The 24216-nt window shown below is 70.3% G+C and carries 28 protein-coding genes; 9 read left to right on the top strand and 19 right to left on the bottom strand.

Going from position 1 to position 24216, the window contains the following annotated elements:
* Nucleotides 1–9: 9 nt before the first annotated feature.
* The 4 genes from ACZ4O3_RS32530 to ACZ4O3_RS32515 form a co-directional block, all read right to left on the bottom strand.
* Nucleotides 10–456 carry an imidazolonepropionase-like domain-containing protein gene (locus ACZ4O3_RS32530; RefSeq protein ID WP_362716338.1) on the bottom strand — a complete coding sequence of 149 codons (447 nt, stop codon included), beginning with the start codon at nt 454–456 and terminating at the stop codon, nt 10–12.
* A gap of 7 nt (nt 457–463) precedes the next feature.
* The gene (gene mqnC, locus ACZ4O3_RS32525; protein WP_467725639.1) at nt 464–1663 is read right to left on the bottom strand and encodes a cyclic dehypoxanthinyl futalosine synthase; all 1200 of its coding nucleotides are present in this window, start codon (nt 1661–1663) and stop codon (nt 464–466) included.
* Between the two features lie 72 nt (nt 1664–1735).
* Nucleotides 1736–2728 carry a prepilin peptidase gene (locus tag ACZ4O3_RS32520; RefSeq protein ID WP_467725637.1) on the bottom strand — a complete coding sequence of 331 codons (993 nt, stop codon included), beginning with the start codon at nt 2726–2728 and terminating at the stop codon, nt 1736–1738.
* On the bottom strand, nt 2725–5706 hold the full coding sequence (locus ACZ4O3_RS32515; RefSeq protein ID WP_467725635.1) for a BTAD domain-containing putative transcriptional regulator: 2982 nt from the start codon (nt 5704–5706) through the stop codon (nt 2725–2727). The genes ACZ4O3_RS32520 and ACZ4O3_RS32515 overlap by 4 nt, the downstream gene beginning before the upstream one ends.
* 79 nt (nt 5707–5785) lie before the next feature.
* Here ACZ4O3_RS32515 and ACZ4O3_RS32510 point away from each other — a divergent pair, with 79 nt between their 5' ends.
* Nucleotides 5786–6160, top strand: a complete 375-nt coding sequence (locus ACZ4O3_RS32510) for a hypothetical protein (RefSeq protein ID WP_467725633.1) — start codon at nt 5786–5788, stop codon at nt 6158–6160.
* Here ACZ4O3_RS32510 and ACZ4O3_RS32505 read toward each other — a convergent pair.
* From ACZ4O3_RS32505 to ACZ4O3_RS32460, 10 genes are all read right to left on the bottom strand, one after another.
* The gene (locus tag ACZ4O3_RS32505) at nt 6150–6500 is read right to left on the bottom strand and encodes an SsgA family sporulation/cell division regulator (RefSeq protein ID WP_362722093.1); all 351 of its coding nucleotides are present in this window, start codon (nt 6498–6500) and stop codon (nt 6150–6152) included. The two genes, ACZ4O3_RS32510 and ACZ4O3_RS32505, sit on opposite strands and share 11 nt — an antisense overlap.
* A 235-nt stretch (nt 6501–6735) precedes the next feature.
* Nucleotides 6736–7197 (bottom strand): TadE/TadG family type IV pilus assembly protein, encoded by a 462-nt coding sequence (locus ACZ4O3_RS32500; protein WP_362722108.1) that lies wholly within the window; start codon nt 7195–7197, stop codon nt 6736–6738.
* A 2-nt stretch (nt 7198–7199) separates the two neighbouring features.
* Nucleotides 7200–7616, bottom strand: coding sequence for a TadE/TadG family type IV pilus assembly protein (locus ACZ4O3_RS32495; protein ID WP_362722091.1), 417 nt, complete (start codon nt 7614–7616; stop codon nt 7200–7202).
* On the bottom strand, nt 7617–8075 hold the full coding sequence (locus ACZ4O3_RS32490; protein ID WP_384990498.1) for a TadE family protein: 459 nt from the start codon (nt 8073–8075) through the stop codon (nt 7617–7619).
* Nucleotides 8076–8103: 28 nt separating this feature from the next.
* Nucleotides 8104–8355 carry a hypothetical protein gene (locus ACZ4O3_RS32485; RefSeq protein ID WP_362564663.1) on the bottom strand — a complete coding sequence of 84 codons (252 nt, stop codon included), beginning with the start codon at nt 8353–8355 and terminating at the stop codon, nt 8104–8106.
* A gap of 91 nt (nt 8356–8446) precedes the next feature.
* A complete protein-coding gene (locus ACZ4O3_RS32480) occupies nt 8447–9367 on the bottom strand; it encodes a type II secretion system F family protein (protein WP_384990496.1) in 921 nt (306 codons plus the stop codon).
* On the bottom strand, nt 9364–10320 hold the full coding sequence (locus ACZ4O3_RS32475; protein ID WP_467725700.1) for a type II secretion system F family protein: 957 nt from the start codon (nt 10318–10320) through the stop codon (nt 9364–9366). Before ACZ4O3_RS32475 ends, ACZ4O3_RS32480 begins: the two co-directional genes overlap by 4 nt.
* Before the next feature lie 39 nt (nt 10321–10359).
* Nucleotides 10360–11667: a CpaF family protein gene (locus tag ACZ4O3_RS32470; RefSeq protein WP_362722085.1), complete on the bottom strand. Its 1308-nt coding sequence runs from the start codon at nt 11665–11667 to the stop codon at nt 10360–10362.
* Nucleotides 11664–12503: a hypothetical protein gene (locus tag ACZ4O3_RS32465; RefSeq protein ID WP_384990494.1), complete on the bottom strand. Its 840-nt coding sequence runs from the start codon at nt 12501–12503 to the stop codon at nt 11664–11666. The genes ACZ4O3_RS32470 and ACZ4O3_RS32465 overlap by 4 nt, the downstream gene beginning before the upstream one ends.
* Before the next feature lie 16 nt (nt 12504–12519).
* On the bottom strand, nt 12520–13248 hold the full coding sequence (locus ACZ4O3_RS32460; protein ID WP_362730798.1) for a hypothetical protein: 729 nt from the start codon (nt 13246–13248) through the stop codon (nt 12520–12522).
* A 498-nt stretch (nt 13249–13746) separates the two neighbouring features.
* On the opposite strand from ACZ4O3_RS32460, the gene ACZ4O3_RS32455 reads away from it, so the two are divergent.
* Complete coding sequence (locus ACZ4O3_RS32455) at nt 13747–14421, top strand: hypothetical protein (protein WP_467725630.1); 675 nt, start codon at nt 13747–13749, stop codon at nt 14419–14421.
* Between the two features lie 189 nt (nt 14422–14610).
* Complete coding sequence (locus ACZ4O3_RS32450) at nt 14611–14991, top strand: hypothetical protein (RefSeq protein ID WP_467725628.1); 381 nt, start codon at nt 14611–14613, stop codon at nt 14989–14991.
* Here the strand turns inward: ACZ4O3_RS32450 and ACZ4O3_RS32445 are convergent.
* The 5 genes from ACZ4O3_RS32445 to ACZ4O3_RS32425 are packed head-to-tail and all read right to left on the bottom strand — an operon-like array spanning nt 14981 to nt 18840.
* Nucleotides 14981–15577 carry a hypothetical protein gene (locus ACZ4O3_RS32445; protein ID WP_467725627.1) on the bottom strand — a complete coding sequence of 199 codons (597 nt, stop codon included), beginning with the start codon at nt 15575–15577 and terminating at the stop codon, nt 14981–14983. The two genes, ACZ4O3_RS32450 and ACZ4O3_RS32445, sit on opposite strands and share 11 nt — an antisense overlap.
* Nucleotides 15577–16233 carry a hypothetical protein gene (locus ACZ4O3_RS32440; protein ID WP_467725625.1) on the bottom strand — a complete coding sequence of 219 codons (657 nt, stop codon included), beginning with the start codon at nt 16231–16233 and terminating at the stop codon, nt 15577–15579. Before ACZ4O3_RS32440 ends, ACZ4O3_RS32445 begins: the two co-directional genes overlap by 1 nt.
* Nucleotides 16230–17069 carry a hypothetical protein gene (locus ACZ4O3_RS32435; RefSeq protein WP_467725623.1) on the bottom strand — a complete coding sequence of 280 codons (840 nt, stop codon included), beginning with the start codon at nt 17067–17069 and terminating at the stop codon, nt 16230–16232. Before ACZ4O3_RS32435 ends, ACZ4O3_RS32440 begins: the two co-directional genes overlap by 4 nt.
* Before the next feature lie 59 nt (nt 17070–17128).
* Nucleotides 17129–18538 (bottom strand): hypothetical protein, encoded by a 1410-nt coding sequence (locus ACZ4O3_RS32430; protein WP_362716291.1) that lies wholly within the window; start codon nt 18536–18538, stop codon nt 17129–17131.
* Nucleotides 18535–18840: a hypothetical protein gene (locus ACZ4O3_RS32425; RefSeq protein ID WP_362716289.1), complete on the bottom strand. Its 306-nt coding sequence runs from the start codon at nt 18838–18840 to the stop codon at nt 18535–18537. Before ACZ4O3_RS32425 ends, ACZ4O3_RS32430 begins: the two co-directional genes overlap by 4 nt.
* A gap of 304 nt (nt 18841–19144) precedes the next feature.
* Here ACZ4O3_RS32425 and ACZ4O3_RS32420 point away from each other — a divergent pair, with 304 nt between their 5' ends.
* From ACZ4O3_RS32420 to ACZ4O3_RS32395, 6 genes are all read left to right on the top strand, one after another.
* Nucleotides 19145–19795, top strand: coding sequence for a hypothetical protein (locus ACZ4O3_RS32420; protein ID WP_467725621.1), 651 nt, complete (start codon nt 19145–19147; stop codon nt 19793–19795).
* Nucleotides 19783–20826 carry a hypothetical protein gene (locus ACZ4O3_RS32415; protein ID WP_467725620.1) on the top strand — a complete coding sequence of 348 codons (1044 nt, stop codon included), beginning with the start codon at nt 19783–19785 and terminating at the stop codon, nt 20824–20826. The genes ACZ4O3_RS32420 and ACZ4O3_RS32415 overlap by 13 nt, the downstream gene beginning before the upstream one ends.
* Nucleotides 20827–21133: 307 nt before the next feature.
* On the top strand, nt 21134–21451 hold the full coding sequence (locus tag ACZ4O3_RS32410) for a hypothetical protein (protein ID WP_362716280.1): 318 nt from the start codon (nt 21134–21136) through the stop codon (nt 21449–21451).
* 14 nt (nt 21452–21465) lie between these two features.
* Complete coding sequence (locus ACZ4O3_RS32405; protein ID WP_467725618.1) at nt 21466–22791, top strand: putative T7SS-secreted protein; 1326 nt, start codon at nt 21466–21468, stop codon at nt 22789–22791.
* A 101-nt stretch (nt 22792–22892) separates the two neighbouring features.
* Nucleotides 22893–23480 (top strand): hypothetical protein, encoded by a 588-nt coding sequence (locus ACZ4O3_RS32400; RefSeq protein ID WP_467725617.1) that lies wholly within the window; start codon nt 22893–22895, stop codon nt 23478–23480.
* A gap of 32 nt (nt 23481–23512) precedes the next feature.
* Nucleotides 23513–24187: a hypothetical protein gene (locus ACZ4O3_RS32395; RefSeq protein WP_467725615.1), complete on the top strand. Its 675-nt coding sequence runs from the start codon at nt 23513–23515 to the stop codon at nt 24185–24187.
* Nucleotides 24188–24216 lie beyond the last annotated feature (29 nt).

The following is a 24216-nucleotide window of genomic DNA, read 5'->3' as shown; positions in this document are numbered from 1 at the left end:
CGGGGCACCCTACTTTCGTCTGTGGACGAGGCGCCCCGCGCACACCGTCGCGAGACACTCCCCCGCCTCGTCGAACACGGCCAGGTCGGCCCTGGCCGTCTCGGTGAGCCGTGCGGGACGGGCCGCGGGGACCACCAGGACGTCGTTGCGGTCGGCCGCCGCCCGGAGTCCGGGTGAGTCGGCGTACGCCGTCAGGACCACCACCGCGCCCCGCTTCAGCACCGCGTGCACGCGCTCGCGCGGACTGGGCGCCTCCGGAAGGGGACCGTCGTGGATCCGGGCGGGGCCGAGGGACCCCCGCCACCGGCGTACCCGCGCCCGCGGAAACCGCCCGCGCAGTTCCTCGTACGGGCCCACGGCACCGATCCGGTCCTGTACGACCACCACGGCGCCGTTCTCGACCGGCTCGGCGTCCCAGGCCGCGAAGACCAGGTCCGCCGCGTGAATCGTCTCCACGGTCAGGTCAGTTGGAGGTGAGGAGCTTCAACTCCGGGTGCGCGGTCCCGCCCTCGATCGCCGTCGAGGAGATGTGGGACATCACCCGCTCGTCCACCGGGTCGTTCGCCGGGTCGTCGTGCACGACGAGGTGCTCGTACGTCGTCGCACGCTGCGCCGGGACCCGGCCCGCCTTGCGGATCAGGTCGATGATCTCCAGGCGGTTGGAGCGGTGCTTGGCACCGGCCGACGAGACGACGTTCTCCTCCAGCATGATCGAGCCGAGGTCGTCGGCGCCGTAGTGCAGCGAGAGCTGGCCGACCTCCTTGCCGGTGGTCAGCCAGGAGCCCTGGATGTGGGCGACGTTGTCCATGAAGATCCGCGCGATCGCGATCATCCGCAGGAACTCGAAGAGGGTCGCCTGCGTGCGGCCCTTCAGGTGGTTGTTCTCGGGCTGGTAGGTGTACGGGATGAAGGCCCGGAAGCCGCCCGTGCGGTCCTGGACGTCCCGGATCATCCGCAGGTGCTCGATGCGCTCGGCGTTTGTCTCGCCGGTGCCCATGAGCATGGTGGAGGTGGACTCCACGCCCAGCCGGTGCGCCGCCTCCATGATCTCCAGCCAGCGCTCGCCGCTCTCCTTGAGGGGCGCGATGGCCTTGCGGGGGCGTGCGGGGAGGAGTTCCGCGCCGGCACCGGCGAAGGAGTCGAGGCCGGCCTCGTGGATGCGGGTGATGGCCTCTTCGATCGGAACGCCGGAGATCCGGGCCATGTGCTCGACCTCGGACGCCCCCAGGCTGTGGATCACCAGCTGCGGGAACGCGTCCTTGATGGCCTTGAAGTTCTGCTCGTAGTACTCGACACCGAAGTCGGGGTGGTGGCCGCCCTGGAACATGATCTGGGTGCCGCCCAGCTCGATCGTCTCCGCGCACCGGCGCAGGATGTCGTCGAGGTCGCGGGTCCAGCCCTTGGCCTTGTCCTTGGGGGCCGCGTAGAAGGCGCAGAACTTGCACGCCGTGACGCACACGTTGGTGTAGTTGATGTTCCGCTCGATGATGTACGTCGCGATGTGCTCGGTACCCGCGTACCTGCGGCGGCGTACGGCGTCGGCGGCGGCGCCCAGCGCGTGCAGCGGCGCGTCGCGGTAGAGGTCGAGCGCCTCTTCCGGGGTGATCCGCCCACCGGCGGCGGCACGGTCGAGGACAGACTGGAGGTCGGCCTTCTCGGTCACCAGGGCGTCCCTTTCGTCAAGGGTTGTGGACAGACTCCGCCAGCCTACGCCAGGCCCCCGGACGGCCCGACCTCAGGCCGTGTAGGCGCCGACCAGCAGCGCCGCGAAGGCGCCCGCGATCAGGAACGGGCCGAACGCGATCGCCGTCCTGCGCCCGGCCCGGCGTACGACGACGAGCGCGCCGCCGTACAGCGCGCCGAACAGGAAGCCGGCGAAGGTGCCGAGCAGCACGGTGGGCCAGCCGTACCAGCCGAGGACAGCGCCCGTCCCGAGCGCGAGCTTCACGTCGCCGAAGCCCATCCCGCCGGGGTTGACGAGGAAGAGGACGAAGTAGGCGGCGCCGAGGGCGAGGGACGCGCAGAGCGCGGTGAGCCAGTGGCCGGCGTGCTCGGGGAGCAGCGCGGCCCCGCCGAGGAGGGCGAGGGCCGCGGCCGCGAGGGGGAGGGTGAGGGGGTCGGGGAGGCGCTGCACCCGGAAGTCGACGGTCGCGAGCAGCACGCCCACCGGCGCGAGCACCAGCCAGACGCCCAGCTCGGGCCGGATACCGGTGGCGAGCGCCAGCGCCGTACAGACCAGCGCGGTGGCGACGGCGAGGGGGGTGGTGCGGGGGCCGTAGGCAGCGCGCGCGGGGATGGGCGCCGTGCGCCGCTCGCCGGACGCGGAGACGGAACCGCCGCCAGGCGCGGTGCCGTTCCCATCGGACGCGGGGACGGACCCGTCGTCCGGCGCGGACCGGACGGGGTGGTCCCCGGCCGGGGGCCCCTCGTCGGAGGTCCGCCCGGACGTCTCGTCGGAGACCCGCCACGCCCTCTCGTCGGAGGCCCGGGCGGGCTCGTTCGGCTGTGCCGGGGGGAAGGGGGAGCCCTCGGCTTCCCCGGCCGTCGCGCACGCGGCGCAGTGTGCCCGGCCCAGCCAGCCCGTGAGCGGGTGACCGCCGGGGCAGGCGGTGCGCCAGTCCTCCCCCGCCGGTGCCGAGAAGCGGTACGCGGCGCGGGGCAGCAGGGCGCCGGCCGCCGCGCCCCAGAGGGCGGCGGCGGCCGGCAGGGCGAGGTCCAGGGCGGTCATCCCGTCGCGGCGGCGCCCTCGCGCCAGGTCGGCAGGAGTTCGTCGAGGAGGGCCTCGGTGCGCGGGGGCAGGCCGCGTGCCCCACTGCGGGTGACCAGATCGGCGGCGAGGGCGCGCAGGCGGTCCGGGTCGCCGGTGGCGTGGGTGGCGCGCAGCAGCTCGTTCCACAGACGCTCGTCGGCCGGAGCGGTCTTCAGCGCCGCGCCGAGCGCCTCGATCGCCTTCTCCGCACGGTCCTTCTCCAGGTGGAACGCGGACAGGGCGAGGCCGATGTCGGCGACCAGCAGGGGGAGCTGGGCGTCGATGATCTCGTGGGTGAGCCAGCGGTAACGGCCCTCCGCGCGGTCGGCGAGCAGCGGACCGCGGACGAGTACGAGCGCGTCGGTGAGGAGACGGCCGCGGACGGCCCGGCTGTCGGCGCCCTTGCCCTGGGTGGCCTCGTGGTACAGGGAGCGCAGGACGTCCAGGTCGGAGACGACCGACTTGGCGAGCACGAGGCGGCCGGTGGCGTCGGCGCGCAGTCGCGGGCTGCCGTCCGGGTCGGATCCCAGCCAGGCACGCAGCCGGTCCAGCAACGCGTCGCGGACGTCCTCCGTCACCCCGCGCGGCCACAGCGCGGACGACAGCACGCGCGGATGCACACCTTCGCGGTGCAGCAGGAGCAGCGCCAGCGCCTCGTGGAGCAGCGCGCTGCGTTCGCCGTCCGGGGTGTCCAGGCCGATGATCTCGTACGGGCCGACCAGCCGCGCGTACACGGCGGGGCGGCCCTGTTCGCTGATGTCGACGAGGAACGGCGGCGCGTTGGTCGGCCCGTCCGGGTCGCGTTCGGGGTCCGCCTCGACGAACAGCTCGACGACCGCGCGCTGCTGCACGGCCGGCAGCAGCTGGGCTTCCAGTTCGAGGCCGAGCAGCGGGGCGAGGAGCTTGCCGTCCGGGGTGATCTCCATCGCCCAGGCGGCGCCGGGCAGGTCGGTGCTCTCGGTGCCGACCAGATAGCCGATGCCCAGCCGGGCGGCGTCGGCGGCGAGTTCGGCGAGCCGCAGCGCGTCCTCGGCGGACGGCTGGGCGGCGAGCAGCACCAGGTTCGGCGCCCAGCGGGTGTGCTGGGCCGGGCCGGTGCGGCCGGTGAGGACCGAGTCGTGCCCGGCGGCGCCGAGCGCGCCGCGGCGCTGCCGGGTCTCGGCCTCCATGGTCTCGAACAGCGCCTCCACGTCCTCGAGATGACGCAGCCGGTTGGGGGCGAGCGGGGTGAGGTCGGCACCGAAGCCGACGAGCGTGATGGTCATGCGGTCCGACCAGCCGTTGGTGGCGAGTTCGGCGGCGACGGAGGAGAACACGGCGGCCCGGTCGGTCTCCCGGCCGCTCAGCGAGACCATGCCGGGCACGGCCTCCAGGTTGAGCAGCAGCCGTGAGTCGTCCATGGTGCCGAGGCTGACCAGGCCGGGGTACGGCGCCGCGGTGTCGGTGTCCTCGTAGCGGCCGGCGTCCGCGCGGGACAGCGTCCAGAACGTCTGGTCCTGGCCGAGCTGCCAGGGCGCCGGGGGCTTGCCGGCCGGCTGGGCGAGCTGCAGATGCAGATCGCCGTGGCTGAGCCAGGCCGCGTAGACGACGGGCAGGGAACGGGATTCGGCGGTGAGGGCGGCGGCGAGCCCGCGCAGGGACCGGTCGAGCAGCCGTACGCCCTCCGGGTCCGCGCCGACCAGGAGCGCGTCCTGCGCGTCCTGGGCGTCGCCGTGCGGGGTCGGCGGCTCCATGCCGCGCCGGCCGCCGACGGCGCCGAGCGCCGACTGCCACAGGGCCTGCCGACGGCGGCGGCCGAGGGCGGCGAGCAGCCCGGCGGCGAGGAACGGGGCGCCGAGCAGCGCCTCCGGCAGTCCGAAGGCGGACCCGTCGGAGGACCTGGCCGCGGAGTCTCCGGCGTTCTGCCGGGCGTGCGAGCCGGCGTCGCCGGCCTGGCGCTGCGCGGGCACCGTGATCTGCGCGGTCGCCCCGTCCTCGCCCGCGTGCTGCCCGCCCTGCTGCTGATGCTGCTGATGCTGGGCGTGGTCGCCGGTCCTGGCGTAGTCGCCGATCTGCTGCCGGACGTCCGCCGAGACATGCGCGTCGGGGTTCTCGACGAGTTCGCCGCCGTGGGCGTCGCCGGGCATCTCCATGATCCAGCCGGGCCGGATGAGGCTGGCCTCGGAGAGCCGGGAGCCGTCCGGCTGGACGCGGTCCTTGTTGAGCTCGTAGATCTCCTTGTACCGGCGGCCGTCGCCGAGGTGGCGCTGCGCTATCTCCCAGAGGGAGTCGTGGTGGCGGCCCTCGGGCGGCTGGATCCGGTAGTACTTCGTCGCCCCGTGCGCGGCGGTGGAACCGTGTTCGGCCTGGGCCTGCGCCGCCGCGTGGCCGGCCTGCTCGGCGAGGGCGGCGGCGGTGCTCTTCGCCTGCTCCTGCTGCTGGGCGAGGAGGCCGGGAGTGGCCTGGGCGGCGGCGACCGTGCCCTTCTGGTTGCCCTCGATGCTGTGGCCGAGCTGCGACAGGCCCGGGGTGAGGCTGGCGGCGGTGGCGCCGACCAGCAGCAGGGCGGCGACGAGCTGCCGGGCGAGCAGCTGGCTGGGGCCGGCGCCGGGCACCCGGCTGGGCATGCCCACGCCGGAGACGGCGGCCTTGACCTCTACCAGCACGCAGGCCGTGAACTGGGCCCACGCCAGCCACACGACGACCGTCAGGGTGTTCAGGAACGTGTCGACGCCGATCGGCTGCGACAGCCACTCCATCTTCGGCGCGCCGTGCGGCAGCGGCCAGCCGACGGTCACGGCGAGGGCGCCGGGGACTCCGACGACGAGGACGAGCAGTGCCACGAAGGCGAGGAAGGCCTTGACGAAGTCCCCGAACGTACGCCGTCGCATCCGCACCGGCTGCGGGGTCCGGTTCCGCGGACCCGACGGGTTACCCGTCGGTCTTCCCGTCGAGCTTGATGTGCTGCGTCGCGCCATGGCGGGTGTCCTGGGGTCGTGTGTGGAAGGAGCGGGCCGAGGGCGCATCGAGCCTACCGAGCCCCCTTTGACGATCCTATTGACTGGAACTGACAGCGTCGAAGGGAAGAACGCCGAACCGGCGCCCGTTTTATGCCCGTTCGGCGACTGGCGCGCAGTTGGCCGGAGTTATCGGCGGCCGCCCCGCACACCACCCCTCCACAGACTCCGCACAGCCCGCACCATCCTGACCGCCGCCTCGGCGCTGCTGCTCGCCGCCTGCGGGGACAGGGCGCCTTCCTGCGGGGTCCGTTACCTGCGGGCCACCCACGGGACGCCGTACCGGCTGAAGACCTCCGTCACCTGGCGGATCACCTGGCGCGGCTCCGACGGTGCCGGCGGCGGCCTGCCGGACGGCGTCCTCGCCACCGGGCAGGACGTCACCGTCCAGGAGATCCAGTCCGTCAATCGCTGACGCGCAGCGAGGACAGCAGGAAACGCCGGAGGACGGAGGTCGCGAAGGTGATCGCCGCGACCCCTTCCGCCGCGCGGAGTTCGACGACCGTGCGCGAGGGACTGTACGGCCGTACGTGCACGTTGCCGAGGACGGTGGGTGCCTGGAGCCCCTCCACCAGGAGCGCCCGCGCGAAGCTCCAGGTGACCTCCTCGCCGTCCAGGGAGATCCACGGCGGGAAGACGAAGTGCACGGCCTGCGGGTCCGCCGAGGTGTAGCGGAGGGTCGCGGGCACCGCCACCTCCTGCTCGTCGGCGGTGAGCAGACGGGCGCCGGTGGGCTGTTCGAGCGTGATGGGCACGGGCGTACTCCGTCGGTGAGGGACCCGGTGCGGTGCCGGGGCCGGCGTGGGTCGTCGTGGGGCGTCGTAGATATGGAGTGGCTGCCCTGCGTCTGATTACGCCGGAACCGCACGGCAGTTGAGTGACATCCGTCACGTGCCGGTGCGCCGGAGACGACAGCACTTCGCCGCGCACGACGGTTCCCCCGCGGTCACCGCCTGCGCCGCCGTCACGACGACGGGCCGGCCAGGACGGTCAGCCGACCTCGTTCTCCGCCGTCGCCTGCCCGTGGACCACGATCGCGCCGCCGTAGAACATGCCCGTGAAGACCGGTTCGTACGTCAACTGGACCTCGACCTGGACCTGCTGGGCATCGGCGGCGACGCAGTGCGTGGCCGCGATGTCGGCCGTGGACATGTCCATCTCGCGGGCGAAGGTCCTCACCCGGGCGTCGCAGTCCTGGAAGTTGATGGGCGCGGTGCCCTGGCCCTCGTACAGCTTCTCCCTGTCGATGTCCTGCGCCGCGTAGCGCGCCGCCTGTTCCGCGATGTCCGCGGCGCGTTCGCGTTTGGAGATGGACAGGCCGCCGTCGATGACGAAAGCGGACAGCGACAGGAACACCAGGGCGAAGATGATGACGGCGCCGGCGCCCGAGCCCCGGTCGTCGAGGCGGAGCCGGCGCGCGGTCCACCAGGTGCGCAGCAGCGCGATGCTCACGCTCACGCCGACCTCCGGAACGGGTCCAGCGGCGAGGAGAAGCTCGCGGACAGCGTGGTGGGGATGTCCAGGCCCAGCATGGCCAGGCCCCGGACCTCACAGCTCACCTCGACGGTGAAGATGCTGTCGGGTGCGAATCCCGCACTGGTCTGGACGACGGAGACCGGGCCGGTGCAGACGTCCGACAGGTCGGCCTCGGCGGCCTTGCGCGCCTCCGACATGGCCGTCGCGTGGTCCTTCTGGATGGATCCGGCGCGGGCCGCGTCGCGTGCGGCGCCGTCGACCGCGCCCCGCCCGTCGACGAGCTGCCCGAAGGCGACCAGCACCAGGATGAACAGGATCATGACCGGGGCGAGGATGACGACCTCGACGGTCGACAACCCCCGGTCGTCCAGGGCTCTTTCCCTTGCGGAGGACATCTAGTTCCTGTCCTCCACGAATCGCTCGACCGGCCCCGACGACCGCGCGTGCACCGTCAGGTCCAGGCCCGGGAACACCGTCGGGATGCGGGCCGAGATCTCGACGCCGACCGTGTTCTGTTCCGGCTGGAGCATCTTCACGTCGGGCGACAGGACCAGCTGCGGCCCGAGTTGCCTGATGTAGGAGTCGACCACGTCCTGGGCCTCGCCGCGCCAGGCGCCGGGCTCGGCGTCCGCGGTGGCACGGGCCTTGCGGGCGCCCGCCTGGGCCGCCGCCTGGGCCACGTGGTCGGCGAAGAAGTACAGCGCGAACTGCACCGTCGCGAAGATCATGAAGAAGAGGACGGGAGTGAGGAACACGAACTCGATCGCGGTCATGCCCGAGTCACCCGAGTCACCGCGCGCGGCGGCCGCCCGGCGGCGCAGCCATCCGTTCACGTCCACAAAGACCCCCGTCATCCCCGTTGTGTCCCCGTCGCGCGCCCGGTCAGCAGGTCCCGCTCGCGTTGGCGCCCTTGATGCAGTCGCCGACCTTCTTGGCACCGTCGCTCAGCGCGGCGTTGATGATGGCGGCCACCACGCCGACGATCGCCACGACGACCGCGGAGATGATGACCCACTCGACGGCCGAGGCACCGCGGTCGAGTTCGCCGGAGCGGGCGCGCTGCACCCGGCTCTGGAGGAAGGTGACGAGGAAGTCCATCGCCGGGATGCCGGTGCTGAAGTTCCGCCCGGTCAGGTTCCGTTCCTTCATGGTGAGTTCTCCCCTATTCCTATCGTTCCTGTCGGTACAGCAGTTGGCGAAGGTTCGCGATTCGGCTCACATCAGCTCACACCTGGAACACCCGCATCGCCGCCGGGAAGATCAGGAAAACCAGGAAGCCGGCGCACAGCAGCAGCTGGGCGACGAGCATCGACTGGGACTTCTCGCCCGCGCTGCCCTCGATCTCGGCCAGTTCACGGTGACGCATGGTCTCCGCGCGGGAGGCGAGGGACTCACGTACCTTGGCGCCGTCGTCCGCGACCAGGGCCAGCGAGGCCGACAGGTCCTTGAGTTCCTCGACGCCCAGCTCCTCGCCGAGCGCGCCGAGCGCCTGCCACTGGCTGACGCCGGTGATCCGGGCGTCGGAGAGGGCGTTGCGGATGCGCTGGTTGGCCCAGCCGTCGGAGATCTCGGCGGCCGCCATCAGCGCCTCGGGCAGGCCGCGGCCGCCGGCCAGGCTCATCGAGACCAGGTCCAGGTAGGCCCCGATGACCCGCCTGAGGTCCCGGCGCTTGTCGGCCGCGTCCCGTCGTACCTCCAGGTCGGGCAGGAAGAAGAACAGGGCCGAGCAGACCAGGGACAGCCAGACCGGGATGACCGGGCTGTGGCCGAAGCCCATCGTGTAGACGACGGCGAACAGGAACGGCCCGAAGATCAGGCCGCCGGCCGCGAGCAGCACCTTGGTCGCCAGGAACTTCTCCCAGCTGCGGTCCAGGACGGCGAGGTCGGCCCGCAGCGAGCGCTGTTCCCAGCCCTGCTGCCGGTAGAACTCGGCGACCCGTGCGCCGACGTCGGCACGCAGTGAACCGAACCGGCCGGTGTCCTGGGTCTGCCGCGCCGACTCGTAGGCCGCGCCGCGTGCCCGCATCGCGTCGATCCGGGCGACCTGTGCGACCGGGCTGCGCTTGGCGGGCATCAGGGCGCGGATCAGGGCGTAGACGCCGAGACCCAGGATCACGCCGACGACGATCGGCATCGTCAGGCTCATCGGCGTACTCCTTCCTCGGTGGGCAGCGGCTGCTGGCCGGGCTGCCCGGGCACGGTGCGGGGCGGGCGTACGAACTGCACGGAGGAGCGGTCGCGGACCAGGAACCGCTCCGGTGTCTCGATGGTGGAGAGCTTGCGCAGCCACCAGAAGCCGAGCGCGAACAGCGCGCAGACCAGGGCGAGCACCAGCTGGCCGACGGCCGTGCCGTACGGCGAGACGAAGTCGCGGTTGAAGACGGCGAGGCCGAGGACGAACGCGACCGACACGGCGACGACGATCTGCACCGAGCGCCGGGTGGACGCCCGCTGGGCCATCACGCGCTGGCGCATGTCGACCTCTTCGCGCGACGACTTGGCGAGCGCGCCGAGCACCTGGCGCAGACCCGGGCCGCGGAGGCGGGCGTTGAGGATGAGCGCCGCCACGATGATGTCGGCCGACGCGTCGTCGATCTCGTCGGCGAGGTGCTGGAGCGCGTCGGGGAGGGGGGTGCGGGCGCGCAGCCGGTCGACGAGGGCGTCCAGGTGCGGGCGGAGGATGGGTGCGGCGGCCCGGGCCGAGGCCGGGATCGCCTGTTCCAGGCCGACCGCGCCGGCGATGGTGTCGCGCAGCGACTCGGTCCAGGAGGCGAGCGCCTCCACCCGCTTCATGGCGGCCCGTTCCTCGCCGGCGCCACCGAACAGCTTGTCCCAGAAGAAGACCAGGACACCGGCGGCGACACCGGCCACCGCCCAGCGGGTCAGCAACAGCACGGCGAGGCCGACGATGGCCGCGAGGGAACCGCGCTGCCCGGCGAACCGGATCAGTTCGGCGGCCCGTTCGTTGGCCTTCTGCCTCTCGTGGTCCGGCTTGGCGGGCAGGCCGCGGATCGCCAGGATCAGCAGCGCGAGGCCGCCGCCGACCGCGATGCCGCAGCCGAGGGCGTACACGACGGTGGTGGAGAAGAGCCCGCCCATGGTGCCCAGCGAGTCCAAGGGGTTGAGGTTCATGTCACGTCACCCCCATGCCCCGTGCGGCTGGTAGCCGTAGGCCATCAGGTCCTCCAGGCAGGCTATGGGCGCATGCGGTACGACCCGGCCGTCGGGGGTCTCCGCGAACACCTCGCTGGACAGCACCCGGCCGTCCACGCCGTTGACCTCACGGACCGAGGTGACCATGCGCTGCAGGCGGCCGCCGGTCTGGTAGTTGTTGCGCCGCTGGATGAAGACGACGAAGTTGACCGCGCCCGCGATCAGCATCTGGCTGGCCTCGATGGGCAGTCGCTCGGCGGCCTGGAGCGCGTACGTCGAGATGCGGTTGAAGACTTCGCTGGAGCTGTTGGCGTGGATCGTGGAGAGGGACCCGTCGTTGCCCTGCGACATCGCGTTGAGCATGGTGACGATCTCGTCGCCGAGGACCTCGCCCACGATGACCCGGGAGGGGTTCATACGGAGGGAACGGCGGACCAGTTCGGCCATCGAAATGGTGCCCTGTCCCTCGGAGTTGGGCAGCCGCTCCTCGAAGGCGACGACGTTCGGGTGCAGGTCGTGGAAGGTGTCGAGGCCGAGCTCCAGCGCCCGTTCGACGGTGATGAGCCGCTCGTGCGGCGGGATCTCGTTGGCGAGGGCGCGCAGCAGCGTCGTCTTGCCGGCGTTCGTGGCGCCCGCGATCATGACGTTCTTGCGGGCGCGCACGGCACAGGCCATGAAGTGCGCGACCTCGGGCGTCAGCGTGCCGTTGCCGACCAGGTCGGAGATGAAGACCTTGCCCATGCGGGCACGCCGGATGGACAGCGCGGGCCGCCGGGTGACGTCCATGACGGCGGAGAGCCGGGAGCCGTCGGGGAGGCGGAGGTCGAGCTGCGGGTTGGCGGAGTCGAAGGGCCGCGAGGAGAGACCCGAGTAGGCGCCGAGCACCTGGATGAGCTCGACGAGTTCCTCGTCGGTCTCGGCGACCGGGTCCCCCTTCGCCTCCCGCCCGTCGCTGTACCCGACGAACACCTGGTCGCACCCGTTGATGTCGATGTTCTCGACCTCGGGGTCGTCCAGCAGCGGCTGGAGACGGCCGACGCCGAACAGCGCCGCGTGCACCGCGGCGGCGTACTGCTCCTCGGTCTCCGCGTCCAGCGGGGTGCGCCCGGCGTTGATCTCCGTGCGGGCGTACTCCTCCAGGATCTGGGCTATGACCGCGCGGGCGTACTGCCGTTCGTCCTCCGTGGACATCGGCGTGACACCGGCGGTCTGGTCCTGGCGGCGCTGCTCGGCGATACGGTCGCCGGCCTCCTGCCGGAACCGCTTGACCAACTGGTGGTCGACAGCGGTCATCGGCCGGCCCCTGCCTGGGGCGCCTGTGCCGGTACGGCCCAGGCGGCGCCGTACTGCTGGTGGAGGTCGGCGGTGACCTTGCGGGCCGAGCGGATGAGCAGGGACTTGTCGAGGCGCCCGCGCCTGCGGCCGGCCAGCTGGTCGGCGCCCGCGGGGTCGTCGGCGATGGTGCCGACCACCCGGGCGCCGGTCTGGGCGTGCACGAGCATGTCGTTGACCTGGTTGACCAGCTTGCCGGAGCTGGACGGGTCCGCCACCAGCACGACACCGATCAGCGGGGTCGCGAGGGCGGCGGCGCCGCGCGGACCGCCGTGCAGCTTCTGGGCCAGTGCGGCGGCGCGGTCCCGGACCCGGGCGAGGGCCTCGGGCTCGGTGCGTGACACGAGCAGCACGAGCGCGGCGTGCGGGAGGAGTTCGACGGCCGGGGTGTCGCCGCTGATCCGTCCGCAGTCGGCGATGACGTCGGCGGGCGCGTTCGGCGAGTCGGCGAGGGAGGCGAAGGCGTGTCCGAGGGTGGGCCAGAGCCCGGCCAGGCCGGCGGCGTGCTCGGCGATGCCGAGGCCGACGAGGACCTCCAGTCCGCCGCTCAACGGCTGGACGTGGTCCCAGAGTTGGTCGGGTACGAGCCCGCGCCGGGCCGTGGCGGCTATGGAGAGCATGCCGGTGTTGGGATTGAGCGGTCCGCCGTGCGCGGCGGCGCTGCGGTAGACCAGGTCGCCGCCGGCCGGGTCGGCCTCGGCGAGCAGTACCCGGCGCGGCCAGACCGCGGCCAGCGCGACGGCCGCGGTGGTGACGCCGGGGGAACCCTTGTCGGCGGCGATTGCGATGAGCGCCATGGGGTGGGGCCGCCTTCTAGTTGCCGTTGCCGGGTACGTGCACGATGGCGACCGCGCCCGCGGACGCGGCGCGCGCGACGGCGGCGGCGTCGTCCTCGTCGACGAGCAGCGTGAGCGAGAGGTTGCCGGTGCTGATGGTGGCGTCGCTGTCGTCGGACTTGGTGTTGACCTTGGCGTTGTCGACGATCGACGCGCCGGAGGAGGCCGCCGCCGACTCGTTGCCGCCGGATCCGGAACCGGAACCGGAGCTGTTCGTGGCCACGTTGTAGACGGCGACGACGTCACCGGGCTTGATGTCGGCCGGGTACTGGCCCTCCTTGAGGGCGACACCGACGGAGGCCTTGCCGGCGGGCAGGGAGCTGCCCTTGGTGAACATGTCGCCGATGACGACCGTGCCCTTGTAGATGGTCGACCTGGCCTTGTAGGACTTCAGGGAGTCCAGCTGGGACCACTTGACGTAGTTGATGCCGTCGTCGGCCGCGACCAGGACGGACGTCGCGTTGCCGCTGGTGACGGACTCGCCGGCCTGGATGTCGTCGGTCACCTTGACGACCTCGATCCGGTCGCCGGCCTGCAGCACGAGCGTCGTCGCGCCCAGCGCGCCCAGCAGGATCAGCAGCACCGCGAGCGCGGCCAGCGCCGGCTTGCGCTCACGCGGCGCGGTGGGAAGCCTGTCACCGGCCGAAGGCTGAGCCGGGCCGGCGGAACGACCGGCGCCCGCCCCCGTACGCTCCTGGATCTTCACGCAACCGCTCCCCGTTACACCCAAGACTGTGTCTGCCAGAAACTCTGAAACGCCGTCAACGCTCTCCGCACCGCGAAAGCGGACACTCCACACGAATCACCCCGATTCGGCCGATTACTCCGCCGCGGGGTGAGTGTCAAGCGTTCGCACCGTATCAGCCGCACATAAGCCCCTCAAGGCGCGGCCGGACTCCTTGACCTCACTGAAATCGACGTTGCGATCTGCAACGGGGGTGGCCCCCAGGTCAGTTGAGAACAGGGAGACACGGACGCGCGGCGGACTGTGCGGCGGCGAATCCCGAACGCCCCGCTCGCACAGCCGTCTTGCCCGGGGCCCTCACCACGCACCCATCAGGCCTGCACGAATCACTCACGCCGGTTTGACCGACCCATGTCATGAGGGTATCCGTGAGGAGGACCGGCCGACCGGGTGTCCGAAAGAGGATCCGTCGGCCGGGTGACGCATTGCCGGCATGAAGGACGGGGAAGGTGCCAGGCCGTGATCGAGCCGTCGTACCGACATCACTGGAAGCCCCCCGAGGGCGAGGAACTCGTGACGCGCGGCCGGGTGTCCTTCGCCACCGGGGCCGCGGGCCGGGTCGAGGGCCGACGCTGGTTCCGTGACACGGAACGGCGCGACATCCAGGACGAGTTGGCGGGCTGGCCGACCGGGCCGACGTACCGCCCGCGCTCGTGGTTCGACCGGGTGGTGTGGGACGGCGTGGTGACGGTGTCCGTCCTCCTGCTCACCATCGTCTTCGGACTCCTCGGAGGCAGCCCGGCCCAGCCCGAGGGCCTCGGCACAAGCGAGGACCCGGAGAACGAGGAGAAGGACTTCCCGGTGGTGTGGGCGGGCCCCGGCACGATCGCCCGCACCCTCCCCTGGCAGCTCGACCCGGCTCGCCGTCCCGACACGGACATCACGGAACTGGCCCTGACCGACCGGCGGTTGCTGGTGCTGGGCGGGCTGAAGGACCCCGGGGACCCCTGGGAGGAAGTCCTCTGGGAGACGGACCTGAGCACGGTGACCGCGGTCGAGCGGCGGCCCTTCGGTGCCGGCGGGCGGGACTTCAGGATCACCTTCACGGACGGTTCCTGGTGCCGGCTGACGTCCCTGGAGGGCCAGGACCTGATCCACCAGCTGGTGACGACCGTCCATGACGGGGTGCGCTGACATGGGCGCATCCGCCAGGCCCAGGCGCCCGAAGCCCGCTCGCGCCACCCCGCGCGGCCGGGAGTGCGGCCACGGAACCGGGAGGAAGAGGGGCGACTTCCTCTTCGGCTGCCTGGGCTTTCCGGTGATCGCGGGCGGCACCGTCCTGCCGGCACGGATCGACGCTCTGTGGGGCGACGGAGTCTGGCGGTGGGCGGCCCGCGGAACTGGCCGGGCGGGGCGTACGCCTTCACGGTGTGCCTGGGAATCACGGCGCCGACGCTGTTCGCCCTCGCCCTCTGGTCCACGAAGGGCGCGGGCCCCAGGTCCTGGAAGACCCGGCCGGGCCGGGCGGCGGCCCGCACCGCCCTGGCCGTCCTGGCCGCCGCCCCGCTGATGCCCTTCCTGTCCCGGGCCTTCAACGCGGTGGACAGCGGCAGGAGCAAGCACCGCACGGGCCCGCCGAGTTGGACGTTCTCCCACTACCCGTGGCTGTGGGCGCCGGGCATCTTCTCGACGCCGGCCGGGTCGGTGGCAGTCGTGTGGGCACTCGTCGTGCTGAGCCGGCGGAGCAACGCGGCTACGGCGTGACCCGGACGGTCCTGGCCAGTTCGTCGGTGAGAGCGCACAGCAGGTCCGTCCGGGCGAGCGCCCGCCAGGACGTGCACAGGACGAGCCCCCACGCCGGGTCGGCGCGGATGCCGTACGCACAGGTCTCCGTGACCGTCCCCAGCCCGTCCCGGCCGACGTCCTGGACGTACGCGTGCCGGACCCGCACCGCCGGACCCGCGGGAAGGGCAACCAGCTCGGCCTCTGGCGGACGGTAGGAGACCGGGGTGGGGGCGGCGAGGTAGCGCCGCAGCAGGTCGACGGTGACGGCCGGGTACGTGTCGTCGGCGACCAGTGCGGACAGCTCGATCCGGGCCAGCTCACCGAGGCGCGGCTCGGGGACGTACGACAACGCCGTGACCGGGCCCCGCCCACGGGAGTCCGCGGCGGCCTCGCGCAGCTCGGCGGCGAGGGCGTCGAGCAGCTCCGGCTCGTCATCGTCCGGACCGGCGCGGCGCGCGGCCGCCTCCGCGGCCCACGCGCGCAGATCCACGGACGACTGCACGGGCAGCGCGACGGCGTCCTCCGGTGTCCGCATACGAACGGTGGCGGCAGCGAACCCGGGCATCAGGCCATCCATTGCAGAGTGCGGGCGACGGAGTCGAACAACGTGACCAGGGCCTCCACCAGCGGCTCCAGCGGTGGTGCCGTCGGGGTCGAGAAGGAGAGCAACAGCCGCTGGCCGCTGTGCGGGACGGCGAGGTAGACGTCCAGGTGGGCGACGGCGAGCTTGTTGCCGTCGAGGCTGCCGGGGGCGTCGGGGGCGGGCGGGCGGAGGTAGCGGTGGCGTACGGCCGGGCCCGCGGGGAGGTCGACGAGGGTGACGCCGTCGTCACCGACGCGGTCGGCGTCGGCGCGGAGTGCGAGGGAGCGGGCGATGTCGCCGAGGTCGCCCGGGTCGGTGCCGGGCGACGGCACCAGGACGGTCACGACCAGACCGGCCGAGACGGCAACCTGGCCGAGGACCTGGTTGACGACGTACATCTCCACGCCACCGTTGGCCCGCGCGGCCTCGGCCTGTGCCCGCATCCGCTCCGCGAGCGCGGCCTCCAGCTGCGGAGTGGCCTGCGTACGCCGCAGCCCCCGCTTGACCAGCTTGTCGATGCGGTGCGTCCAGCGCTCCGGACTGTCCAGCACGATCCGCTCCCAGCCGTCGGGCACGGCGAGGCGGTAGTCGGAGGGGGGTGGGACGGAGGTGACGTGGGATTCCGTGCCGTCGGTCATACGTCCGTTCCGCTCGCCCTGTGGCCCTGTTCGCCCCGCCCGCTGCGGCGCTCGTTCGACCGGCTCATCACAGCAGCGGTCACCGGGGTGAGGACGAGGACGGCGGCGGCGGCGAGGCACACGTATGCGGCGGCGGTCCCGCCGACGGCGGACTTGCCTCCGAGAACCGGCCGGTAGTGATCCGACGGGTCGATCACTGCGAGGGCCTTGGCGCCGGCCATGGCCTCGTCCGTACACCGCTCGTCGTTCTTGAAGACCCTGCGGACGGCTCCGTCCGGAAGCGTGACACGGCAGTACGTGACGCGAACACCGTGCGACGCCTGCTCGCGCAGAGGCTTCGCGTAGGTGACCGTGGCCTCCTGCCCACGCAGGTGCAGGTACCACTCGTCGGCGGCGTACGAGCCCATCCAGATCAAGGCGGCATAGGCGACCGCGACGAGGCCGCAGGCTACGAGCCCTCCGAAGGACCTGCGGGTCCTGAACCCCGCCCAGGCCACGGCCACGCCGCAGGCGACACCGACGAAGAGCGCGGAGGAATTGAGGACGTAGGTGGACAGCAGGCACAGGGCCACGCCGATGACGGCGGCCAGGAGCAGCCGCATCCACGGCCAGGCCCCTCTGCTCTCGTCCGTGCGCCGGTCGCCGTCGAAATCCCAGAGGCTGGAAGGGCGGGAGTGTTCCGTGAGGATGTGCCGCACGGCCAGCTCACCGCCCTCCTCGAGGGCGATGTCGCGCAGTCTCGGCAGACCGAGCCCTTTCTCCTCGAGTTCGCGCTGCCTGCTTTTCGGGAGCCGGGCGAACTGTTCGTCGACGGTCTGACCGTCTCCAAGTGCCACTTTCCTCGTTCTCTCCTCACCCCTGCGGGCCTCGCCGTGATCCGATACCGCTGACAGCCTCAGCCGCCGGCGACCTTCCAGTTCCAGTTGTAGAAGGGAATGCCGCTCGACCCGAGGGGAGCCGTGTGCTTGAGCCCGTCGAACTGGTTGCGTTCGACGGAGGTCGGCTCCCAGCCCGCCGAGGGCGCCAGGTTCACGATGCCCGCGCCCAGCGGCAGCACCTGGCTCGCCGCGTACAGGCCACCGGCCGACCATGCCTTGCCCTTGAAGACCGAGTCGGAGAGACCGCTCCACTTGGGCAGGTCCTTGGTGAGGATCGAGTCCTCGGCGCCACGCTCGGCGACGGCCGTGCGGATGTCGCTGAAGTACGCCTTGAAGTTGACGGACTCCTTGACGATCGACTTCATCCTGGGCAGGACGCTGTCCGGTCCCTTCGCCAGGGCCTCGGCGATCTTGCCCGCCTTGACTCCCGAGTTGGCCTGGGCGATTTCGCCGGCCAGTTTCTCGCCCACGCCCAGTCCCCGCAGGTTCAGGAACTCCCTGAGCGCCGACGATCCTCGCGCGGCGGTGGCCGCCTCTTTGAAGGTCGTCCCGAGAACCCGGCCGGCGCCGAAGGACAGCACGCCGACCACGTCGATGGCGACGTCCAGCCAGGTGCCCTTGCCGTCCAGCGCGGAGACGGTGTCGCAGACAAGCGCGACCACGGAGGCGATCAGGGCCAGTGCCCCGAGCACCTCGCCGAGGATGGGGACCCAGCTCAGTACCAGAGCCAGCAGGCAGAGCACCCCGGCGATCGCTCCCGCCCAGTGGCCGATGGTGGCGACCCAGTCCTTCCAGTTGTCCCACCAGTGGTGCTTGGGGTCTTTCAGACCATCGTGGTCGATGGCGTCCCGTATCGCCTTGGCGGCGTACCCGGCCTGGGTGTCCCGGTAGTCGAGCGCGGCCCGGATCTCCCGCTTCGCGGCGTCCAGATCCCCGTCCGAGGCCTCCTTCTGCCGCTTCAGCTTCTGCTTGTCGGGATGGCTGTCGCCACTCGACGGATGCTGGTCGATCTGCTTCTGGTAGTTGCTGCTGTCGGCATCGGCAGCAGCAGCCTTCCGCAGCGCGGCGCGCACCCGGTTCTGGGCGTGGTTGAGAGCAGTGGCCCAGTTCTCCCGCACCTGATCGGCGATGGGCTCGTACGGCACGGAGGATCCGAGAGCAGCACCCGCCGCCGCGTACCGCTGGTGCGACTGACCGAGCAGCTTGACGGTGTCGCCCGTCTTCTTGGTGAACTCCCGCCCCGCGTCGGAGTCCCACCCGTTCCCGTCGACGAGGTTGTTCAGCTTGCCGGCCTGCTCCTCGATGAGCTTGGCGGTGTCGGAGATCCGCTTGCCGAGCCGGGCGACCTCGTACGGATCCCCGGGCGTGAACTCCCTGTCGTCGTAGCGGGCCGTCTGCCAGTCGACACCGGAGAAGTCGTCGCTCACTTCTCCCCCGGCTGCTGCGCCTTGAGCAGCGCGTCGGCGAGATGCTGGTCGATCCCGTCGTAGGCCTTGGCCGCCTCGCCCGCGGTCTTCCCGAGGAACTCCAGCCCCTCACAGAGCTGCTTGCGCTTCTTCTTCCAGTCGTCGGCGAAGTCGTCCAGCGCACCGGCCACCTCGCCGGACCCGATCTCGGAACCGTACGAGTCGACGAGATCCTTCGCGTGTTCGAAGTTGGCCTTCAACTTCGCGACGGAGCGGCTGATCTCCCGCAACTCCGTCGTGGACACCTTGACGTGCTCCGCCACCACTACCCCCGTGAACACCTGCCTGCCCGGCCGCCCCACGAGACGCGGAGGACCACGGTCACTGTGTGTCGAGCGTTTCGGGGGCCACAACCAACGGACCGCAAAGGGAGCGCCAAGTAGGGGTAGAGCAACGACGACCACTCTCACCACTGCACGCGAGGACACGATCCGGACACAGACCCGCACGGTTGAGACACTTGACAGGGGTTTTCCGTCCGGTGTCACAGGTTCGCGCTGGCGAACCGAGAACTCCACGGATAGCGTCTGCACCCTTGCCGAACTTCGTTCTCACGGGGAGCCCACAGTGAAGCGCCGCGCTTTGCCCGTCACTGCCGCACTTGTCGCCGCCGCAGGCCTGCTGCTCACGGCCTGCGGCGGTGGGGGCGGTGGTTCGAAAGGCAACGACAAGATCGCCGGCGCCGACAGGGGTGACACGAAGACGTCGGCCTCGCCGGGCACGAGCCCAGGGGCCGAGAGGCCCAAGATCACACTCCCGACTGATCTGACCGACACCTTCGACAGCTGGAAGACCGGGGACACGACCAAGGACGCGGTCCTTGATGATGTGGCCCGGCGGGTCGACGCGACCAACTACGCCATCGCGCAGGGCGATCCCGGCCTGGCCGCGCTCGGTTTCTATTACCGCGGTGGCGCGCTGGCCGACGCCAAGGACTGGGTCCAGTCCATCGCGAAGGACGGGTATTCGATCACCGGCACGAACCGCTACTACAACGCCAGGATCGACGTTTTCGACTCGTCGTCGGCGGGCGTCGTCTACTGCGAGGACCAGAGCAAGGCCTTCGCGAAGGTGCGCAAGTCGGGCAAGATCCTCAAGACCGAAGTGAATGACGATTCTTACGTCATCTACACGACACGTCTTGAAAAGAACAAGCAAGGGGTATGGCAGACGACCAAGCTCACCTCGGAGAGGGGCAGCAAGTCGTGCACACAGTGACGTCTGCCCGCCGAAACATCGCGGCAGGGCTTCTCTCAGGCGTCCTTGTTCTCACCGTCCCGGGAACAGCATCCGCGACCTGGCCGCCGAGTGAAGGATCGCAGGGCAACACGAAGCAGAGTGGCAGCTCCAGTGCCGGCACACTGATCTCCAAGGTGACCTATTCCGGGTCGGTCCGCGCCAACGGCAGCGGCGGCGCCGTACAGCCGGTCAGCGACTGGACTCCGCCGGCCTGCTGGTACGAACCTCGCTCGGTCGCGGAGTTCAGGAACTACGTCGAGGCGATGTACACGGAGACGATCAACACCCCCGGCCAGGCCAATTACGCCAAAGCCTCGGTAGGTCAGTTCCGCGACATCTACAAGGACGGAAAGTACAAGGATTACAACGAGGACGCGGCCGACGAAGGCAACTGGTGGGTCGCGGTACAGAATCCCGACCGCTTGAACGATCCCGCAAGTTGGGAATGCAGCGAACTTCCCTTCTGGGTGGCGAACAACGACAACCCCGGTGTCCCCCAAGCCGTCACCCCGAAGATCCTCGCCGAAGCCGCCTACGACGCGATTCGGCTCCCCGACACCGAGGTGACGCTCGCCCCTGCGAACAACACCAAGGTCAACCTTCCCACCTGGGCTTGGCTGGACCAGGCCGAATTCAGGGAGGTCTCGGTCACCGCGTCACTCAACGCCGGCGGCCTCAACATCCAGGCGACGACCGTGGCCAAGCCCGTCGCCCTCAAACTGGAACCGGGTACCGGTGATGCCGAGACCTATCCGGCTTCCGGCGTGTGCACCCTGAACTCCGACGGCTCGATCGGTGAGGGGTACGCCAAGGGCAAGGCTGATCTGACCCCACCCTGCGGGATCAGGTACCTGCGCTCGTCCGGGGGCGGGGTGTATCACCTCAAAGCGACCCTCACCTGGCAGATCAGTTGGTCCGGGACCGGGGGCGCGGGCGGCGACCTGCCAGACGGCACCTTCGGATCAACCCAGGACATCAGGGTCCAGGAAGCCCAGGCCGTCAACCGCTGACGGGGCGACTTCTCACAGGATCCGTGAATGTGGCTTGGGCGGAGTTCGACATCGACTCGATCCGCCTTCGGAAGCACCCGATCGGCTGACGAGCGCCCCCACCTGTGGCGAAGTTCGCGTTGGCGAACCGAAGCCCTTGAGGATAGCGTTGTCATCTCTTGGTGAACTGCTGACTCTCGGGGGAGTCCACTCTTGAAGCACCGCCGCCTGTTGCCGCCCTCATGCCATCGCGAGGAACACCGCACCGCGGACCGGAAGGCCGGGAGGGGCTCGCGCCAGCAGCTTGTACGCGGCGGAACGTCGGCGCATGGCTGACCGACTGGTCGTGGACGGGGACGAACTCGCCCACTTCATGCAGCTTCTGAACCGATCGAGCAGTTCCCTCAAAGGTCTTCGCAAGGCGCTGACCGACGCCACGGTCACAGGTCTCGGCACGGACGACCTTGACTCGGCATGCGAGGACTTCCAGGACGACTGGAAGTACGGGACTGAGGAGATCGGCAAGCAAACCGAGGACCTGGCGAAGATCATCGGGGAAAGCAAGAAGAGCTATGAAGAGGTCGACAAGGCTCTCGAAGAGGCCCTGAAGAAGTCCGAGCACAGCGGCGGAGAGGGGAAGAGGTGACGTACACACCCGGCGTGGAACAACCGCCGTACACCGACTCCCCCGCGGTTCGTGACGGGGACCTGCCTCAAGGACTGAAATCCTCCCCGCCCATCCCCAATCCGGCCTATCCACACCTGGGGTTCAATCCGACACCCGGCGACTCCGACACGGTCCACGATCTGTGCCGGAAGCTCGGGAACTGCGCCAACGTGCTGGAGGACTCCCACGGTCTCGTCACCAAACTCATGGACGGCAGTTACTGGGAGGGCGACGCCGCGGTGGCCTTTCGCGAGCAGATCGAGGGAGGGCCCCTCCCGCTCAACCTCAAGAACGCCGCGCACTCGATTCGCAAGGCTGCCCGCCAGCTGAACAGCTGGGAGGCCGAACTGGAGGAGTTCCAGCGCCGGGCCAAGAAGCTCGAGCAAGAGGCCAAAGACGCGCAGTACACCCTGAACGCTGCGATGGGCAACGCCTCGAAAGCGGGGAACAACCCAGATCTCAAGAGCCGGGGAAACGAGCACGACCAGGCGCGGATGGCGCTGGCCCACGCCAACTCCCGTGTGGAGAGTGCCCAGTCCGAACTCGACAAGATCATCGGCCGAGCGAAGAAGCTCGCCGAAGAGCACGAGGAGAAGGCTCGCTACCGAGCGGGGAAGATTCGCGACGCCACGCACAAGCTGGCACCGCACGAACCGGGCTGGCTGGATGAATTCAGCGACTGGTTCGCCGAGAACCTGCCGGACATCCTGAGTTTCACGGCAGGTGTCATCGGTCTGGTGGCGCTGTTCGTGGCAACTGGCGGTGTGGCCGCTGCGGTACTCCTCCTCACTGCGGCGGCGCTGAGCGCGACCGCCCTCACGATGCGGCTGAACGATTCCGAGGTGCTCACTTCCCTCAAGGACGGCTTCGCCACTGGCGAGTTCGACGCTGACTTCTGGGGCAATGTCGTCAGCCTCGGCGGTGACGTCCTCGGAATGGTTCCAGGTGTGGGTGCGGTGGGTCTGGGTGTCCGTGGGACGGTGAACGCCCTCCGTGCGGGCGAGGAAGCAGTCACCCTCGGAAAGGTGGTGACGACGTTGGGCAGCGAGACCGTGACGCACGCCAAGGCGATCACTGGCCTCGGAAATCCCGCGTTGAATCTCGTGGTCCGGGGAGCGCGCGACTCGGCACGTGCCGGTGAGATCGTGGAGATCACCTCGGCCTCGCTCGGCGTCGTGACCGCCGGTTACGGACTGGTGTCCAGCGCTGCCGATGCTCTGGAAAGCGACGGTGCCAAGGACGGCAGCACGGGAATCGACGGCGTGCGGAGCATTCTGGACGGCGGGGCGCTGATCGACCTCGCACGGCACGTGTTCTGAACCGGAAGACAAGAGAGAATCCCATGACGCCCGCAGACCACCCCACAGCCTGGGATCACGCTCCGACCAGGAGCGCCTGGGCCAAGCAAGTAGCGATCAATGTGGCGGCCCTAGTCACCTGGATCGCGGCGTGGTTCGCCCTCCTGGCGATTCTCGCGGTGTTCCTGGGCCCCGGGTACGCGATCGTCGTAGTGCCGTTCCTTGTGTACAGCTTCTACAGGGCGTTCCTCCAGGTCTTCGTCATCTCCGCCGTCTTCCGGACGCGGCGAGTTCTGCGTGTGTACCCGTGGCAGTTGTCCCAGGACCTGAGGTACGGCCTCGCCAAACGGTCGGATGTGGCGGGCAGGCAGTTCGGCTGGTTCGAGCTCCCGAACCCGGCTCGACCGGAGGAAGCACTGCCCATGGTTTTCTCCCGGCACTGGGGGGTCGGCTGGTGGAGCCGGCGTATGGCGCCTCGTGCTACGCCCGAGCTCAAGGCCGAGATCGGCACGATGTGGTTCGCCGGCGATCCTCGTTTCGTGGGAGTGCTCGCGGCGCCCACGTCCGACGGATCGACACCACGCCGCCTCCGTTTCCTCCACCAGCAGACGGGGGCTGACGGTGGCCTTCACAGCGTCGCGGCCTGGGGCGCCACGGCCGAGGACATCGAACGTGGGCTTCGCGCCGGGGTCGTACCCGCCCGTCTTTGAGCTCCCGCCACCGATGGAACCTCGGAAGGACAATGGAAACAGCACTCCAGATCGTCATTGACGAGTCGGCTGCCGACCCCGGCGCGGGAATCTGGTTCGCCACTCCAGGCGGCTTCACGGAGCTGCCCATCGACGTACTTCTCGCCGGTCCCGACTCCACCGAGGCGAATCGCCTGCGTCAGGTGCTGGTTCCCATGGTCGAGGCCATCCCAGACGGCCTCACCAGACAGCAGTTCATCGCCCAACTGGCCTCGGGACAGCAACTTCTTCGCGCCCTGCGTGAGGTGGGCACCGTTCACTGCGCTCTGGGCGTCCACCGTGACGATGTCGCGGGAGGCAGCGGGGAAACGCTGCACTCGCTCTTCACCGTGTCGTGGCGGGACATCGCCTGGGCGCCACGGTCGGTGAGCGCCGCACGAGCGGTGGCGACGGCGGAACAGCACACTCGCGTCGAGTACCTAAACCTGCCCGGCGGTCCGGCATCCATGGGCGAGACCGTGCGCATCCCGACTCCCGACTCCGGTCTCCCGCCGACGCCGCTGCTCCAGATCCACGCCTATCTTCCCCATCCGGACCACAGGCGCATGGCGGTGCTCACGCTGAGCACGACCGCGGTGGAACGGCGCGTCCAATACAACGCGATCCTCCGCACCATCGCAGAACTCACCAGCTTCGAATCCCCTTTGAGTAAGGCTCACAGCGCCTGACACCAGTCCGGGAGATCCAGATGGCCCAC

The organism is Streptomyces sp. NPDC026515 (assembly GCF_055567595.1).
Note: the sequence above shows the minus strand (reverse complement) of the source record. Positions and strands in the feature narration are given on the sequence as shown.

What these genes read in the sequence shown, in the direction of transcription:
- ACZ4O3_RS32520 (WP_467725637.1), bottom strand. Translation starts at nt 2,728, where the DNA reads ATGACCGCCCTGGACCTCGCCCTGCCGGCCGCCGCCGCCCTCTGGGGC.
- ACZ4O3_RS32515 (WP_467725635.1), bottom strand. Translation starts at nt 5,706, where the DNA reads ATGGCGCGACGCAGCACATCAAGCTCGACGGGAAGACCGACGGGTAAC.
- ACZ4O3_RS32495 (WP_362722091.1), bottom strand. Translation starts at nt 7,616, where the DNA reads ATGTCCTCCGCAAGGGAAAGAGCCCTGGACGACCGGGGGTTGTCGACC.
- ACZ4O3_RS32490 (WP_384990498.1), bottom strand. Translation starts at nt 8,075, where the DNA reads ATGACGGGGGTCTTTGTGGACGTGAACGGATGGCTGCGCCGCCGGGCG.
- ACZ4O3_RS32480 (WP_384990496.1), bottom strand. Translation starts at nt 9,367, where the DNA reads ATGAGCCTGACGATGCCGATCGTCGTCGGCGTGATCCTGGGTCTCGGC.
- ACZ4O3_RS32475 (WP_467725700.1), bottom strand. Translation starts at nt 10,320, where the DNA reads ATGGGCGGGCTCTTCTCCACCACCGTCGTGTACGCCCTCGGCTGCGGC.
- ACZ4O3_RS32470 (WP_362722085.1), bottom strand. Translation starts at nt 11,667, where the DNA reads ATGACCGCTGTCGACCACCAGTTGGTCAAGCGGTTCCGGCAGGAGGCC.
- ACZ4O3_RS32465 (WP_384990494.1), bottom strand. Translation starts at nt 12,503, where the DNA reads ATGGCGCTCATCGCAATCGCCGCCGACAAGGGTTCCCCCGGCGTCACC.
- ACZ4O3_RS32445 (WP_467725627.1), bottom strand. Translation starts at nt 15,577, where the DNA reads ATGCCCGGGTTCGCTGCCGCCACCGTTCGTATGCGGACACCGGAGGAC.
- ACZ4O3_RS32440 (WP_467725625.1), bottom strand. Translation starts at nt 16,233, where the DNA reads ATGACCGACGGCACGGAATCCCACGTCACCTCCGTCCCACCCCCCTCC.
- ACZ4O3_RS32410 (WP_362716280.1), top strand. Translation starts at nt 21,134, where the DNA reads ATGGCTGACCGACTGGTCGTGGACGGGGACGAACTCGCCCACTTCATG.
- ACZ4O3_RS32395 (WP_467725615.1), top strand. Translation starts at nt 23,513, where the DNA reads ATGGAAACAGCACTCCAGATCGTCATTGACGAGTCGGCTGCCGACCCC.